Raw genomic sequence first — 16027 nt, forward strand, 5'->3', positions numbered from 1 at the left:
TGCCTAATAAACAAGGATAGGTCGCGCGCAGCCGCGACTTAATCCTGTTGTTGGACAAGCCCGGTGTTTGAGTTTTCTGCTTATATAGTAGATATATCGATTGCAGCCTGAGTGGCTTTATTTGCGCTGGCTAGCGGCAGTAAATTGGGGGCGAGTTTAGCCATGATCGCCTGTTTTGCCAACAGCAATCTGTTTCTTCTGTTTTGTGTCGTTTAGCCGTTATTCACCTCCTGGTTCAGTGTTTTCACCACGGGAGGGGCGCATCCTGTGCCTTGGCGCAATCCCTTGCTTAGTTGGTTCGTTTTACATGCGCCGTTGGCTGCACGGTACTAGTAACTGGAAAGGTAAGCCCATGCTTTTTTATCTATACATTAAGCTTTTTTATATTGTTTATTTCGGCGCCATTGGACTATGCTCCATAACAAGGCACAGCGCGGTTCGCCACCCTAATGTCTTGCGTTAATGCGCTATATTTTTCTGGGCATTATTAAGGATATTTCACACATGAAGCTTTTCTCAAAAATCTTAACTATTTCACCGGTTGTTCTTGTTTTATTAATGCCAATGGTTCAGGCACAAACTACTGCCCCCACAAAGGCTAAGGAGACTGATTCTTCTACGCCTATAACGGTTATTAAAAAAACAACGGAAGTCTCAGAAATAAAACGAGCCGAGCGAAACAAGGTTGATAATGCTGTTACAATTTCTAAGAGTGATAATAAGAAGATAGAAAAATCGAATAAAACCAAAAACAAGCAAAAGCCTAAACCAGTTTTTACCGGTAGCGGCCCAGCAAGGTCAAGGGAAAACCCTGATGGATAACTATATAAATTGTTTATGTTTTTTACACCAAAGCACCCGCTGCACTTATTATTGAGCCTGAAAAAGACGGTCTTGTACCTGCGCAGTCCGTGTACCGCTTTGCTAACAAGGATCTGTTAGCAAAGCGGACGTCGAGTTAGTCAGAATTCCTTTCGCAAGCCATGGTTACAATCAACTGGCATCCAATTCGATTGGCAATGTTCAAGCGCATCAAAATTGGATGTTGAGAAGCTATGCATTAACGCTGGCATGAGTTACATTGTTAATTTATTTGGGTATAAACACTCGTGAGCTTTATGCTTAAACCATGCATCAGCCCTGATAACTTTCGCGTTCAGGGCGATAAGTTGATGCCAGAATGTATGGGGCAGGCTGTTGCCGAAGACCGCCGCAATACACCACGTTACGCCATAGGGAAATTTGAATGCAAACCAAAAATGGGATGAAATGGTTAAAACAGATTGCTGTCGCTATTAGTGTTGTTTTAATTGCTAGTACTGCCTGGTTAGTGTTTGTCATCAACGACCTGCCAAATACTCTTGAGCCTAAAACAGTTAAACCAAGCGGCGTACTTTTTGACAATGTGCGCGTGCTCTCGATGGTAGACAAAACGTCGATATCGCAAAGTTTGCAAGCTGTGCTGGTTATCGGCGATAAAATTACCAAGATTGCGGCGGCAGGTGAGATAAATGCCCCCGATGGTGCCCTTATTATCGATGGCCGCGGATATACGTTAATGCCCGGGCTAATTGATGCGCATATCCATCTTAACGATGAGGCAGAGCTGGCTGCCTACCTGGCGCACGGGGTTACAGGGTTGCGTAATATGTCTGGTTATCCATTTCATCTTCGTTTAATGGAACGTATAGCGAACGGACACCTCTTAGGGCCGGATTTTATAACTACTGGGCCCATTCTTAATAGTCGCGGCCCCAACGAGCTGGTGTTACAAACTACCGTGACTACCGCCGAAGAAGCGCGTTTAGCCGTTCGTGCCCAACACAGCAACGGATATCGGCATGTCAAAGTGTATTCAAATCTTACCCGGGCAGCCTTTGACGCCATTATTGATGAAACGGCTAGCCTGGGCATGACGGTTAGCGGACATTCACCGGAAGGTGCAAGAACAAAAGGAATACCTCACACTAAACCCTTTGAGATCCCCTGGGAGGCCTCGCTTGGACGAGGTATCACAACGTTTGAGCACATTGAAACTCTCGTTTGGCATGGATTAAGAGATAATTTAGATCAGCAAGAGATGCGCTTGTTAGCCGCGGCGATTGCTGAATCTGGAGAGGCCGTTACACCCACACTATATGCACATAAACGACTGGTATTAATTGCACAAACACAAGGCGCTTATTTAAACCGGCCCGGTGCTGAGATGATTAATCCGCTTGTGACATGGTTTTCCAAAAGCGCACAACAATATTGGCGTCAGGTTGACGCATCCGTTTATGAAGCGCCACATGCCGATTTTTTTCTTAGCGCCACCGGGCTGTTACATGAAGCCAGCGTTCCTTTGTTGACCGGCACTGATAGTGGCAGTTTTGGTATTATTCCCGGTGCATCGGTAGCGCGCGAGCTGGAGCTTTTAGTGGCTGCAGGTTTGTCTCCCTTTGCCGCATTAAACACGGCTACCCGGCAAAGCGCTGAAATACTTGGCTTCGAGAAAACAGGTATGATTTTACCAGGATATCGTGCAAATCTAATCCTGCTCCCCAAAGACCCATTAACAGAGGTTGCTGTCGTGGAATTTCCGGTAGGTGTAATGATCGGGGGATATTGGTTAGATGAGCAAGCACTTGACGCGATGAAAAGTTCAGCAAACAATTCTGGGGTATCATCATTTTTTCGCTCTCTGATCCGCGTCATTGAAATGAAACTTTTTGCATGACAAATTAACGCAGCTTGAGCAAGTGGCGCTTTACTCGTAGTTGTTTTAAGCATGACAGTGCAAAGGCGTTGCTGTTACGTTAAAAAACCATCACCTTATTGCGCAAACTGTTGTAAATTAGCTTTTTTGCTATGACATTACGTTTTAGTTTACGGTTTTATCAATGGCGCCATGAGTATTAAACCCATTTAGCCTAATTATGCTGCCAAGTGTTATCTATGGGTTTTGTCACTGATGGTAGTGCACTATAACAAGCTAAATAAATAAGAAGTTTATGCGTAAATTTATATTACCGTGTTTAATTGTGGTTTCACTTTCTTCCTGTGCATCTCACCAAGTAGCCGAGAATGGCTGTAAATTTGTTAATGGTGCTCACGAATCAGAGCAAGAGAGAAAAACTAATAATGAGCGCAAGGGTGAAGCGCATAGGCAGGATAAGGTAGACATCATCAATGGCATTTTAGCTTTATTTGCCATTAACTTATCTGATGAAGATGAAAAGTGCATTTAACTCTCCACCCTACTCCCGGCCTTTGATAGCCGGGACAGCAGCAGGGCAATTATTGGTAGCGTAAGACGGTTACACATGCGCGCCAACGTGCTGCGCGTGCCAGTACCGTTAACGCTGATTCAACTGGCTTGCGCAAACCGGGTGAAGGCGGCGTCAAGATCAGCAATTAAATCGTCAACATCTTCCAAGCCGATATGCAAGCGGATTAACGGCCCGCTGTAAGGCCAGGTAGTGGCAGTGCGTAGGTTTTGCACCTTCATAGTTGCCGTTATTAAGCTTTCATAACCGCCCCAGGAAAAGCCCATTTTAAAATGCGCCATACCCTCGATAAACGCTTCTACCTGCTGCTGACTGCCATGCTTTAAGACAAAGGCAAATAAACCGTTACTGCCACTAAAATCGCGGTTAAAAATGGCGTTGCCGGCATGTGTTGCCAGCGCCGGATGCAATACGGTTGCTACCTCGGGGCGCTGTGCCAGCCAATTAGCCACCTTAAGTGCGCTTTGTTCATGCTGCTTTAGCCGCACCGACAAGGTACGTAAACCGCGCAGTGCGGTATAGGCGTCATCGGCCGAGGCGCAGTATCCCAGCAAATAGCTGTGTTCGCGCAGTTGTGGCCAACGTTTCTCATTGGCGCTGGCAGTGCCCAGCATAACATCAGAATGGCCGACAATGTATTTCGTGGCCGATTGCACCGACACGTCTACGCCCAGCGCAAACGGCTGACATAAAATAGGAGAGGCCCAGGTATTGTCGAGGATGGTAACAATATCATGCTGCTGTGCCACCGCGCAGATTGCCGGAATATCTTGCACTTCAAAGGTAAGAGAGCCAGGCGACTCCAGAAAAATAACTTTGGTATTGGGCCGGATAAGGCTGGCAATGGCGGCACCTATTTGTGGGTCGTAGTAGGTAGTTTCAATGCCGTAGCCTGTCAGCACTTTGTCGCACAGTGCCCGGGTTGGCTCGTATGCACTGTCAACCATCAACAGATGATCACCGCTGGTTAAAAACGCTAACAGCGCCCCACTTACGGCAGCAGCACCGCAGGGATATAGCGCGCACCCTGCGCCACCTTCCAGTTCGCAAATGGCTTGTTGCAGCGCAAAATGGGTATCCGTACCACGGCGGCCATAAAACGGCACCCGGTTGCCGCGATTAACAGTAGCATGCTTTAGCTCGGCAAAGGTATCAAACACGATGGTAGAACCGCGAACGACTGGCGGGTTAACCACATTGCCACAGTATTGCCTGGACCGACCCGCGTGTATCAGCTGAGTGTCTTTTTTCATTTTTTTACCTGCCTTGTGAACCCTATCAACTTTAGTCGCATATAAGCCATCTGGATGGCTATGCTATAACACTTTTGCCAATATGTGCTACAGTTATATCACCTTAACAGGTGCTTGCAGAACAGGCAGTTAACTGCAAGGCAGTATAAATCCGGGGCACAACAATAATATATGGAGAACACTATGCGCGCTTTTAAACCTGCTGCACTCACATTGGCGCTGGCAACTGCGCTGGGCGCGGGGCATGCTTATGCACAGCAAGATGATAATGCAGAGGCTTCAGTTGATGAGAAAATAGAACAAATTGTTGTTACCGGCACCCGCGTGGCGGGCCGTTCAGTGTCTGATACCGCAGTACCCATCGACATTGTTGGCGCTGACGTACTGGAACGTGCGGGCAATACCGAGCTAAACCAAGCACTGTCGGTGGCACTGCCCTCGTTTAACTTTCCCCGTCCTGGGCTGGCAGATGGCACAGACACCATTAGGCCGGCAACGTTACGTGGTTTATCACCGGATCAGTCACTGGTATTAGTTAATTCAAAACGCCGCCACGCCGCCTCTTTGGTTAACGTTAATGGCACGGTGGGCCGTGGCTCATCTGCGGTGGATTTAAATACCATTCCTACTGCGGCCATTAAAGCGGTTGAAGTGCTACGGGATGGCGCCTCAGCGCAGTATGGTTCTGACGCCATTGCCGGGGTATTAAACATCCGGCTGCGTGAAGCCAGCGAAGGTGGCAACGTAACGGTATCTTACGGTGTACGTGACACCAGCTACAGCACTCCTACCTCAGCGCCCCCTGCCGGCGCCACCTGGAGCTCACCTAACCCGGTGTCGCGCTCACTGACCGACGGTGAAACCCTGACATTTTCCGGCTGGAAAGGCTTTGATCTAGACGGCAAAGGCTTTGTTACGGTGTCGGCAGAATACAAAGACGCCGAACGTACCGAACGCGGCGGCTGGGATTACCGCCAGCAGTACCCAAAGATAAACGATGAATTCGATCCAAGAGAGCAAACCATTGAACGCTTTAACGCCTGGTATGGCGAACCACAGTTAGAGCAAATGACATTATTTGTGAATGCCGGGCTTAATGTTGGCCCAGGCAAACTATACAGTTGGTTTAGTTATCAGGACAGAGCAGCAAAATCGGGCGGTTTTTATCGGCGGGCACAGGATGATAGAAATGTCATTGAAGTACACCCCGATGGTTTTTTGCCAATTATTGCACCTGATGTAACAGACAGCAGTGCCGCTTTAGGCTACGAATGGGATAGTGGTGACTGGAGCTTTGATGCCTCTGTGGTATATGGCTATAACCAGATGGAATTTACCATTGAAAACACGGTAAACCGCTCAATTGGCCCTACCAGCAAAACGGTATTTGATGCCGGTGGTTTTGACTACGACCAGCTGGTGGGTAATTTTTCTGCGGTAACCAGCTTTGATGTTGCTGCATTAGCGTCACCGGTCAATATTGCGACCGGGCTTGAAGTACGCCGCGAGAGCTACAGTATCTTTGCGGGTGAGCCAGACTCCTATCGCAACGGCGGTGTGCTGCTACCAAATGGTAACCCTACCCAAAGTGGTGCTCAGGTGTTTCCGGGGTTTCGGCCTGCAAATGAGGTAGATGAAAGCCGCAACTCGGTAGGTGTGTTTGTTGATATGGAAGCCAATATTACCGATCAGGTATTGGGTTCGGTGGCGCTGCGGGCAGAAGATTATTCTGACTTTGGCAGTAACCTAACCGGTAAGCTGGCACTGCGCTGGGACATTACCGACAGTTTTGCCCTACGCAGTTCTGTGCAAAATGGCTTTAGGGCACCGTCGCTGCAGCAACAATACTTTACCAGCACCTCAACCAACTTTATCAACGGTGTGCCCTTTGATATTACTACCTTCCCGGTAAACAACCCTGTGGCGGTGGCATTGGGGGCCAAACCACTGGATGCTGAAGAGTCAACCAACTTCTCCTTGGGTACGGTATTTCGGCTGGGGGATGTCTCCATTACCCTGGATGGTTACCGCATAAATATTGATGACCGTATTGTGTTGTCAGAAAACCTGACGGCGGCAAACGTACGGCAGTACCTGGTAGATCAGGGGTTTATCGGCATTGGCGGCGGGCGCTTCTTTATCAATGGCGTAGATACCGAAACCACTGGGCTTGATCTGGTGGTAAATTGGAATCTGCCTACCGACAAGACTGGTGATTTTGATGTCACCATGGTGGCAAACGTTAACTCAACCGATGTTACCGCAATACCTGAAACAGCAGAGCTTAGCGTACTTGACCCGGCACCGGAGCTGTTTGGCCGTATAAACGTACTGACGTTTGAAGAAGGCACGCCAAAAAACAAACTTGGCGCTATTGTAAACTGGAGCCTGGAACAATATGGCATTACGCTGCGGGCCACCCGTTATGGTGAAGTACTCACACCGGGAACTTCAGCAGAGCGCGACTTTACGCTTAGCCCGAAAACGCTGGTGGATATTGAGGGCCGCCTGCAACTTACCGACGACTGGCGTTTAAGTGTGGGTATTGATAACGTATTTGACCAATACCCCGATGCGTTTCCAACGTCGCTAAATGGTACCGGCAATACATCGTTTTCGAACTATTCACCCTTTGGCCGCTCTGGCCGCTTGCTGTATGGCAAGGTAAGTTACAACTTCTGATAAAGAAGGCCGCTATCAAACAATAGCGGCCTTTTTGTAGTATAAATCTGTATCTTGGTTACACCGGTAAGCAATATTCACATTAACAGCGAACTGCTTTAGATTAACCCGGTTACCTCGGCAGTAGTAATTAACTTTTCCAATTCTGGCCGGGAAAAATAGTAGCCCTGGTAGTAGCGAATACCCAGCCCCAATAAACAGTCAAGCTCGGCCTTGGTTTCCACGCCCTCGGCCAGCACCATAGTGCCTTGCAGTTCACATTGGGCAATGGTTTCCTCAACAATAAATTGCTTGGCGGGGTTTTCTTCAATATTGCGAATAAGCTGCATATCCAGTTTTAAGATATGCGGCCGCAGTTCAATCAGCCAGTCGAGCGTGGCAAAACCTGAGCCGTAGTCATCAATGGCGGTTTTAAAACCACGTTTGGCATAACTGCGGAATATCCGGTTTAAATGGTCTTTATCCGGAATTTGCTCGCCTTCGGTAACTTCAAACACCAGCTTGGTTAAATCAAACCCGTATAAATCAACCGCTTCAATCGTCGCTTTTATACAGGTTTCCGGGTTATATACTGCATTGGGTAAAAAGTTGATATTCAGATAAGTACCACAGCCCAACTTAGCGGCAGTTTCAATCGCCTTTACCCGGCAAGCCTGGTCAAAATAATACTTATTGTCGTCGTTGATACGCTCAAACACCCAACCCGCGCCCTGGCCTTCAGGGCCACGCACCAGCGCTTCATAACCGCAAATAACCTGGTGTTTCCAATCAATAATAGGTTGAAATGCCATGCGGATTTGAAAACCTAAGGATTGGCCGCTTAGGCAGTCGCTGCAAGTTTGTTGTTTAATTTGCTCAGGAAAATCCATCAACAACCTTAATGCCTAAAAAAAATGGGTTACTAAACTTTAGCGAGTACTTGCCGCATTTACCAACTATAAATGGGTGATTTCGTTAATCAGAGCCCATGTCGAGACCAAGCGCTACCGCATAACACGCAATCAACCTTTGCCCGGCTTGCTCAGCGTTGCAACCAAAGGCCACCACGCCATCTTCATGGCCGGCCATGGTAAAAATGCCTTGCTGTAATACAGTTGTCTCTGCAAATAGCCGTGCCACTTCATCAGCCATGGCTACGGTACCATAAGGCACGTCTGCCCGGGTTTGAGGTAAACCAAGTTTGCTCGCCAGCTGCCATATTTGCGGGCAGTGAGCATGAATTACAAAGTTAATATTGTTACTAAGCTGATACAACTGGCCGTGAGTCATGGCCTCTGAGGAGGGTTGTGTCGCCCCACTGGCGGCTATCTGGTTTTGTTGAGGCTGACAAGCGGTTACCAACGCATAATCGTTGGCTGCCATATTCGCAATGCCGCCGGTTTGGGTACCGCTAATAATAAATTGATTATCACTGCCAAAACGCTGGCTGATATTGCCAAAACCATAGTTGTCATAGCGCGTTGGCGTTTGGCCCAGCATCCCCAGCTGCAGCATAATAGTGCGCCAGCTGTTAATTTCCAGCACATCAGCCGTGGTTAGCACTGTTCGCTGGCTAAAATCCAACTGAAATTTTATGACCCCTTCGAGCTCTGTCATTCTAAAACCTGCGTTAATTACACCGCGGCCATTATAAAGCGCTCTAACACTGCATCCCAGCCGCATAGCAGGCTGCATAGCTATGACACCCAACTATGAGGCCTGCTATGTGAAGCAGATTAAAATTGGTTTTCTTCCCGGGTCAGAGTTTGAAATGAGTGAGGATGTTTTAAGTTGAAATCACGCACATGACAACGATTATTCGGGCTAAAGCCATTGGCTCTTACCTGTTCAACGAAGGCTTTGAAATACGCGCTAGATTTTTCCGTGGTTGGCAATGCTTCTCGTGCCAAACGGTAATCGCCGACAATTTTTGCGCCCCGGGCCACTGTAGGCTCTTCACCACGGTCATCCGTATAATATTGTGATAACACCAATAACCTCGTGCCGATGTAACACGCTTCGTCCAGATCGTGGGTAACGAAGAAAATGGTGAGTTTGTGTTCTTCATGCAGCTCCATCAGATAGATCTGCATTTGTTCGCGGGTATCCGGGTCTAAGGCGCCAAAAGGCTCGTCCATCAACAACAAAGGCGGCTTGCTCATCAACGCTTGGGCTATAGCAACCCGCTGCTGCATGCCACCGGATAATTCGTGCGGAAATTTACGCATGGCATCAACCAGCCGCAACCGCTCTAACATACTAATCGCAAATGCTTCATCGTCTTTGTCACGCTTCCACGGCAGATACCAAGCTTGCTTACTCAATCTAGAACCGGCCATAACATTATCAAACACCGTCATATGTGGAAATAACGAATACTTTTGATACACAATGCCACGATGCGGATCAGGGTGACGCGCCGGTGCACCATCAATTATAATGCTTCCCGCGTCGGCAAACTCTTGCCCTAACAACAAGCGTAATAAGGTACTTTTACCACAACCACTGGGCCCAACCAGAGTACACAATTCACCCGCAGCTACTTTCAAATCGATATTATCGAGTACCAGCTTATTGCCGTATGATTTATAGACATCTTCGATACTAAGCTTATTATTCTGATTCACTTACTATTTACTCCGGCATACCAAGGATATAAGCGCCGTGCCAACACGCGCAAAGCCCAATCCAGTAAAAAGCCAATCAAGGTGATCCAGGCTACATAGGGAATAATAATATCCATCGCCAGATAACGCCGCACCAAGAAGATGCGATATCCCAAACCATCCGTCGACGCAATCGCCTCAGCTGCGATTAAAAACAACCAGGCTGCGCCCAGACTTAACCGGAACGTATCCAATGCGCGCGGCATAATTTGTGGTAATGCAATACGATATAAGTACGCCAACTGCGTACCACCTAAGGTGAGTGTCTTTACCAGTTGCTCTCTTGGAATGGCTTTGGTCGCAATAAATACGTCCCGTGTCATTAATGGAAAGGTGCCGATAAAAATTAATGCTACCTTGCCAACCTCATCCACACCCAGTGTAATAAACAGCATTGGCAGTAATGCCAGCGGCGGAATCATAGAAATAAAGGTAATAAAAGGGCTGGCGCTAGCCTCCAAACCACGAAAGGCGCCCATATTTAGCCCCAACCAAAGCGCAGCAACAAAGGCCAGACTACAACCCAATGCTAAGCGCGTTAAACTCGATAGCGTATCCGCCCAGAAAACATACTGGCCATTGCGCGGACTTGGCTGCATGACCAACGGCTGCATGGCTTCTACCATCTGACTGAAACCAGGTAACAATTTATCGTCTGGGTTGTCCAACTTTCGTGCATGCGAAGCATACGCATACAGCGCAATGATCAATATAAAAGGTAACAGGCCCAATACCAGCTTATGCCAGTTGCGTGGTGTGGCATGCACACCAAACAACCGCGCAGGCTGCACCGGCTTATAATTTGCCGTCACGCGCCATCTCCATATAACTGGCGTCGAAGCGCAGTTTTACATTCTTGCTGTTACCTAAAACCTTACCGTCCGCAAAACTGATGCCCACGTGGTCAACCGTTTTAGCACCAACACCGAACAGGCCTTTGGCAAAACTGAATTGCCTTACGCTGTCCATGGTCTCAGCGAGCTTGCTGTTGGTTGCCACAGCAACGGCATCGGCTGGCTGATAAAACATCTGCGTGGTTTGCAACTGTGCATTAAATTCAGCATCCGTTGACCCGGCAGAGCGTGCCATCGCGCTTATTGCCTCTTTCTGCGCTTTGCCGCCGCCACTCATCACTGCCATTGTTTCATACCAGGCACCTGTTAACGCTTTTTTGAACCGCTCATCCGCTGCGGTTTTCACCAGCGTCAAATCGAGAATTTCTGCCGGAATTTTTGCAGAATCAAACAGTAAATTGGCATTTTTCACCTGTCTGACTTGCTGCAGTGGCGGATTCCACGTCACAACAGCAACGTCTTTTTGTGCCACAAAAGCTGAGGCAATATCAGCGTCTGAGGTATTTACCACCCGGATATCACGCTCACTCATACCGTGCATTTCCAACGCGCGCGCTAATAAATAGTGTGAAACCGACAGCTCTACCAGTAAAACATCTTTGCCTTTTAAATCGGCAACAGTTTTTGCATTGCGCATCACAATACCGTCGTTACCTGCCGAGTAGTCGCCAATAATAAGTGCTGTAGAATCAATACCACCAGATGCTGGTATGGTTAACGCATCCATATTTGTCATAGTACAGGCATCAAACTGACCCGCCGTGTACAGATTGATCGACTCAACGTAGTCGTTCACCAACGTCAGCTCAATTTCTATACCATATTTATCTGCCCATTTTTTCAGGATGCCAGACTCTTCTGCGTAAGCCCACGGCTCCCAGCCGGTATAATGTGACCAAGCCATTTTAAATTTATCCGCAGCCAAAGCACTGCAACTGGCCAGCAACGCTGTGCCCAGTATAACGGAACGAAATAATTTCATCGGGTGTTACTCCTTGTTATCCAACTCAAATAATTGATCAATCTGGCTGCCTAAACCCAGTTTGGCTTGCGAATCACGGCCTTTTAACAAAGACTCTATACGCTCTGCGTTAGCAAGATTTGCCTGCTCCATCTCGGTAATATTCTGTTGCATCTGTGGCAGGGCGTCACGGCGGAACTGCTGAATGTCATCCAATGCTGCAGCAATATCGGCAAACGCTGTGCGCAGCACGGCAATATCTAGCTGTGTTGCAGCGGCTTGCTTATGGATAGCCACCCCTTGGGTGCGTAATTTACTGGCCGTGCCAGCAATTAACTTATTAGTGGTTTCGTTAACTGCAGTAACTTTAGCCAGTGTAATACGCTGATTTTCTAATGCCAGCGCTAATGTTACCGCCGTTTGCAGCGCCGTTACCGTAACATTCAGCGCTCGCTGCACACCACGAATTAACTCTTTGTTGTTACGGATGATCACTTCGACGGTGAGCACAGCTTGCTGTGCTACGGCTTGCTGTTGCTGCAAGTCCATAATGCGCTGACGCAAAGGGAACAGCAGTTCTTGCTCAATAAACGCGTAGCGCGGATCATCTTTTAGCAACTCGTTGAGCCTGGCACTAAGCTTCAAATCAATTTGCTGGCCCAGCACGACGGCTTGAGCCAGTTTTTTGGTCAATTGTTGTAAAAACTTCTGATCATCTGCCAACGTAATGTTGTCACGTTTCAGTTGCTCTGCCCCTTTATCCAGCGCGTCAATAATGTTGTCAATCACGCCACTGGCAGACTGAAACTTTGAAAAGTAACGCCGCATTGCGGTGCCTACGCCGGGGACCAGCGACAACAAGCGCCGTAAACCTGACATGGAAAAATCGTACTGATTCGGATCAAGGTCTTCTACTGTGTCACGCAGATCCAGCAATGACTTTGCCACAGGCCCGCCATCTTCACTGTTGCGCGCCAATGTTGCTATTGGCTGTTTTAAAATCTCAGAACGGCGCGAGGCTTCTTGCTGTAGCTTTAAGCCCATGGTTTCTACAGATTGCACCGCTTGCTGCTTTGCCGTTTCATTGTCGACATCAACAGCAAACAACTGCGCAACAACCTGATCCGCAGCTTGAATAATATCAGCTGGCACTTGTTGCTGCGCTGGCGTATCGACTTCAGCGCTAAGCATGTCGGCAGTCACGGCCTGCAATGCAGCATTTTCACTTACACCTGATGTAGTCATATCTCTCTCCATTAATGCTTATTGGCTGGCATATTCTGCCAGGCGCAGGCCCTGACGATGCAACTCAGCAATAGCAGACTCCGTATCTGAATCCGCCATACCACGCTCTACTTTCGTTCTGGCTAAACGCTGTGTTACATCATCCAGCTGGGTTAAAGCTTTTTCGTTCAACAACAACAGTTCGCTGATTTGTGCCAACGTGCTGTTAAAGCCTTCCAATCGGCTTAACAAAGCAGGCCGCTCTGGTGCCGATGCTGACAGGCCAGCAATACGTTGCCGCAGTCTGTCGGCGTTAATAGCACCCAGTGCCTTTTGCGCGATCATGGCATTGCGTATATTATCCAAGCCACTTAAATACACTTGCTCTGCTACTCCCAAGTAACGGGCGTAAGTCAGTTCTGTTATGGCAAACCTATCAGCTAACACAGCAACAAAAGTGGAGAACTTCACATCAAAGGTATCCACTTGTTCTGCTGCTAACGGCAAATCCAGCCCGGCCAACTCTTGTTTGATACTGCTAATGACGTGTTGACGGCGTTGCTCCATCTTGCGCGTGGCTTGCATTAAAATGTTTTTGGCATGCTCATCTCGACGCCAGCCAAATTCGGTGGCAAATGCCGTTACCGCCGTTGCAGCACCAAAACCAACAACACCCAGCGCCAGGCCGCCAAAACCAAACAGCGCACCGGTAACAACCCCTAAACCACTTAATACTGCTGGATAGAGCACAAAAGGGCTTATCGCCGCTTTTTGTGCTACAGCACGTCTAATTTGCGCGGGTTGAAATAGGTCTTTTGCCGCCATGCTTACAGCTGCTCAGTTAAGAAAATCAGTTCAACTCGTGGCAGGCGATAAAAATAACTTCGCTCGCTTTCACCCGGTTGTCGTGCCAGCGGCTGCTCACCACCGACCCCTTGCGCACGCATTCGGTTTATAGCAAAACTATGTGTCAATTCTAAATAACGAGCAACGGCATCAGCTCTGTCTTGCGATAACTGTCGGTTTGCAGCAGCATCACCCCGCACACCTGAATGACCACGGATATCAATATAAAAATGTGGATAATGTGACAAGGTTGCAGCAATTTCATCAAGCCGGGTTTTGTCATCTAATGACAACACATCACTGCCGGAAGAAAAATTGATTGCCCGCAATTTTAATGTGCCAACTTCACGCATATTCTGCCACTGTGCCGCACTTAAAGCGGCATAGTTTTGTTTTGCCTGCGGCAGTGCATCAGCTGCGCCAGTAAAACCGGCGTTACTTTGTAAATGTAACTGATGCACAAAGCTGCTGTTTAGCAAACGATACGGATCTGCATCCGGCAGTGGGTTACGGTTCAAATCACCATAATCTGTCAGCACTGAAATGACTGATTCAATACTACTTATCGCCGCTTCTTTTGACGGTACCTTGGCATCATGCGCCATCCAGGTTAGTGCATTGTCCGTTAGAGATGCCCAGGCAACACCTTTTACCATAGTGTCAACGTCAGCTTCTGCTAAACCTGTATGTAGAACAAGTTCTTGCTGCAACAGCTTGGGTTCATCCCGATAACGTTTCAGCACGCGAAAATACTGTTGCAAAAACACACTAACCAACTCAGGCTTTTTCGCCACCAGATCACGCTGAGCAACCAACACATCAACGACCATGCGCTCAGTTTGCTCAGTACCTATAAGACGATGAAACTGTTTGTCTTGCAGCGCGCGACTAACATCTGGCTCCCATAGCACGGCTACATCAACCTGACCTTGCTGTAATGCTTGTAACGCTTGGGCTGAACCATCAGTTGCTACCAGCCATGGCTGTGACTTTGCCAGCGGCGGCAGATCAAAATGCACCGCAAGCGACTTAGCCAAAAACTCACTGGGCGATGATGGTGTAAGTGCAACCTTAATATCGCCGGTTTTTAAGTCATTCAGCGATGCAAAACGCGTTTTACGCGCAATGATCGCATCACCACCTTTGGACTCGTCAATGACACTGACAATAACACCCGGATAGCGAACCGCGGCGCCGGCAACAATGTAGCTATCCACCGTTGCCACGGCAAAATCGATGTTGCCCTGTTGTAATTGTTTCATTCGGCCCGGATAGTCGGCACCATCATCAACGCACTCGAGCACATAACCGAGCTCGCGCAGGCGCTTTTTCAACTCAGCTGAACACAGAGGGTAATAACCAACCCAGGAGTCAACCGCAATACGGATGCGATCTTTTGCACCGGACGCATCAGAGCTGGCTTTAAAAGCATTTTCCAGATGTTGCTCTTTAAACAGGTAGTAACCACCGATTGCAATAGCGCCGAGCAGAAACAACACCATAGCCGAACGAGCGTGGTTCATTAGTTTTCAGATCCGTTGTAATCAAGCAGATTGTAATCATCAGCTTCAGCTAAAACTTGCGCCAGACCAGCGTCCAACTCTGCTGGGTTGCTAGCTGCCGCATAATAAGTTTGCCCCGGAATGTTTAAGCTATGCCCTTCGCCAATACAAAAACCTATGGTATGAATTTGAACGGGTGACTCACGCAGGATTTTCCTGACAATGGGTTCAGGGTCTTCGTTGTTACTGGCTTCACCATCGGTAATAATAACTAAATGGTATTCACCATACCCCAGCTGCTTTTGCGCTTGTTTAGTCAAGGCTTCATATCCAGCCTCGGCTGCTGAGCGCAAGGGAGTCCCTCCGTTGGCTAGCACACGTTTAACCGAATCTATTAGTTGGCTTCTGTTTTGCCCTAAGGGCACTCGTTCCTGAGCGCCGTAGTGGTCAAAAACATATAAGCCGATATTCGCTGTTGACGGAATGTTTTGAATAAATTTGTTTATGGCGGACTTTGCGACGTCAATTTTTTCCTGCGATGACGCACACTTACTATCCGACATAGAACCGGAACCGTCAAAAACCAGATAATAGTTTTGTGTCAGTAAATTATCTGCTAAAGACTGATTTTGGCTCGCTGCCGGCCAGTCATAACGAGTGGCCGCTAAGGCGTAGCTTTTTTGCTGTGCCGTTTCTTCGACAGTATCTTGTGCTACAGGCTCAATAGCAGGACCACAGCCAGCAAGGCATAAAGCAGATAATAATAGTGCTGTTCTCATTTTCATCCTGCT

Annotated in this window: 14 protein-coding genes; 4 read left to right on the forward strand and 10 right to left on the reverse strand. The window is 48.1% G+C overall.

The genetic code is table 11. The features are described 5' to 3' along the window. Positions 1–504: 504 nt before the first annotated feature. The 3 genes from H595_RS0109305 to H595_RS0109315 all read left to right on the forward strand — a co-directional run bounded on the left by H595_RS0109305 (position 505) and on the right by H595_RS0109315 (position 3230). Complete coding sequence (locus H595_RS0109305) at positions 505–822, forward strand: hypothetical protein (protein WP_156885950.1); 318 nt, start codon at positions 505–507, stop codon at positions 820–822. 424 nt (positions 823–1246) lie between these two features. Further along, positions 1247–2719 (forward strand): amidohydrolase family protein, encoded by a 1473-nt coding sequence (locus tag H595_RS0109310; RefSeq protein WP_027670974.1) that lies wholly within the window; start codon positions 1247–1249, stop codon positions 2717–2719. Between the two features lie 274 nt (positions 2720–2993). Next, complete coding sequence (locus tag H595_RS0109315; protein WP_027670975.1) at positions 2994–3230, forward strand: hypothetical protein; 237 nt, start codon at positions 2994–2996, stop codon at positions 3228–3230. Between the two features lie 119 nt (positions 3231–3349). Here the strand turns inward: H595_RS0109315 and H595_RS0109320 are convergent, their stop codons facing one another. After that, positions 3350–4522 (reverse strand): cystathionine beta-lyase, encoded by a 1173-nt coding sequence (locus H595_RS0109320; protein ID WP_027670976.1) that lies wholly within the window; start codon positions 4520–4522, stop codon positions 3350–3352. A gap of 183 nt (positions 4523–4705) precedes the next feature. Between H595_RS0109320 and H595_RS0109325 the strand changes: the two genes are divergently transcribed. Further along, entirely contained in the window at positions 4706–7204 is a 2499-nt protein-coding gene (locus H595_RS0109325; RefSeq protein ID WP_027670977.1) for a TonB-dependent receptor plug domain-containing protein, read from the forward strand. Between the two features lie 98 nt (positions 7205–7302). Here the strand turns inward: H595_RS0109325 and H595_RS0109330 are convergent, their stop codons facing one another. From H595_RS0109330 to H595_RS21975, 9 genes are all read right to left on the reverse strand, one after another. Beyond that, entirely contained in the window at positions 7303–8073 is a 771-nt protein-coding gene (locus tag H595_RS0109330; protein WP_027670978.1) for an EAL domain-containing protein, read from the reverse strand. A gap of 85 nt (positions 8074–8158) precedes the next feature. After that, entirely contained in the window at positions 8159–8800 is a 642-nt protein-coding gene (locus H595_RS0109335) for a class II aldolase/adducin family protein (RefSeq protein WP_027670979.1), read from the reverse strand. Between the two features lie 119 nt (positions 8801–8919). Continuing rightward, complete coding sequence (locus tag H595_RS0109340) at positions 8920–9810, reverse strand: ABC transporter ATP-binding protein (RefSeq protein WP_027670980.1); 891 nt, start codon at positions 9808–9810, stop codon at positions 8920–8922. Further along, entirely contained in the window at positions 9807–10661 is an 855-nt protein-coding gene (locus H595_RS0109345) for an ABC transporter permease (protein WP_240474865.1), read from the reverse strand. The genes H595_RS0109340 and H595_RS0109345 overlap by 4 nt, the downstream gene beginning before the upstream one ends. After that, on the reverse strand, positions 10645–11685 hold the full coding sequence (locus tag H595_RS0109350; protein ID WP_027670982.1) for a putative urea ABC transporter substrate-binding protein: 1041 nt from the start codon (positions 11683–11685) through the stop codon (positions 10645–10647). Before H595_RS0109350 ends, H595_RS0109345 begins: the two co-directional genes overlap by 17 nt. A 6-nt stretch (positions 11686–11691) precedes the next feature. Continuing rightward, positions 11692–12909 carry a toxic anion resistance protein gene (locus H595_RS21970; protein ID WP_051219810.1) on the reverse strand — a complete coding sequence of 406 codons (1218 nt, stop codon included), beginning with the start codon at positions 12907–12909 and terminating at the stop codon, positions 11692–11694. Between the two features lie 18 nt (positions 12910–12927). After that, entirely contained in the window at positions 12928–13713 is a 786-nt protein-coding gene (locus H595_RS0109360; RefSeq protein ID WP_027670983.1) for a hypothetical protein, read from the reverse strand. Positions 13714–13715: 2 nt separating this feature from the next. Further along, positions 13716–15257: a phosphate ABC transporter substrate-binding/OmpA family protein gene (locus tag H595_RS0109365; RefSeq protein ID WP_027670984.1), complete on the reverse strand. Its 1542-nt coding sequence runs from the start codon at positions 15255–15257 to the stop codon at positions 13716–13718. Beyond that, a complete protein-coding gene (locus H595_RS21975) occupies positions 15257–16015 on the reverse strand; it encodes a vWA domain-containing protein (RefSeq protein WP_051219811.1) in 759 nt (252 codons plus the stop codon). The genes H595_RS0109365 and H595_RS21975 overlap by 1 nt, the downstream gene beginning before the upstream one ends. Between the last annotated feature and the right edge of the window lie 12 nt (positions 16016–16027).

Source organism: Rheinheimera baltica DSM 14885, assembly GCF_000425345.1.
Classification (GTDB): Bacteria; Pseudomonadota; Gammaproteobacteria; order Enterobacterales; family Alteromonadaceae; genus Alishewanella; species Alishewanella baltica.

Coding starts and splice junctions, on each gene's coding strand:
- H595_RS0109335 (WP_027670979.1), bottom strand. CDS start 8,800: ATGACAGAGCTCGAAGGGGTCATAAAATTTCAGTTGGATTTTAGCCAG.
- H595_RS0109325 (WP_027670977.1), top strand. CDS start 4,706: ATGCGCGCTTTTAAACCTGCTGCACTCACATTGGCGCTGGCAACTGCG.
- H595_RS0109350 (WP_027670982.1), bottom strand. CDS start 11,685: ATGAAATTATTTCGTTCCGTTATACTGGGCACAGCGTTGCTGGCCAGT.
- H595_RS0109320 (WP_027670976.1), bottom strand. CDS start 4,522: ATGAAAAAAGACACTCAGCTGATACACGCGGGTCGGTCCAGGCAATAC.
- H595_RS21975 (WP_051219811.1), bottom strand. CDS start 16,015: ATGAGAACAGCACTATTATTATCTGCTTTATGCCTTGCTGGCTGTGGT.
- H595_RS21970 (WP_051219810.1), bottom strand. CDS start 12,909: ATGACTACATCAGGTGTAAGTGAAAATGCTGCATTGCAGGCCGTGACT.
- H595_RS0109305 (WP_156885950.1), top strand. CDS start 505: ATGAAGCTTTTCTCAAAAATCTTAACTATTTCACCGGTTGTTCTTGTT.
- H595_RS0109310 (WP_027670974.1), top strand. CDS start 1,247: ATGCAAACCAAAAATGGGATGAAATGGTTAAAACAGATTGCTGTCGCT.
- H595_RS0109315 (WP_027670975.1), top strand. CDS start 2,994: ATGCGTAAATTTATATTACCGTGTTTAATTGTGGTTTCACTTTCTTCC.
- H595_RS0109365 (WP_027670984.1), bottom strand. CDS start 15,257: ATGAACCACGCTCGTTCGGCTATGGTGTTGTTTCTGCTCGGCGCTATT.
- H595_RS0109360 (WP_027670983.1), bottom strand. CDS start 13,713: ATGGCGGCAAAAGACCTATTTCAACCCGCGCAAATTAGACGTGCTGTA.
- H595_RS0109330 (WP_027670978.1), bottom strand. CDS start 8,073: ATGGATTTTCCTGAGCAAATTAAACAACAAACTTGCAGCGACTGCCTA.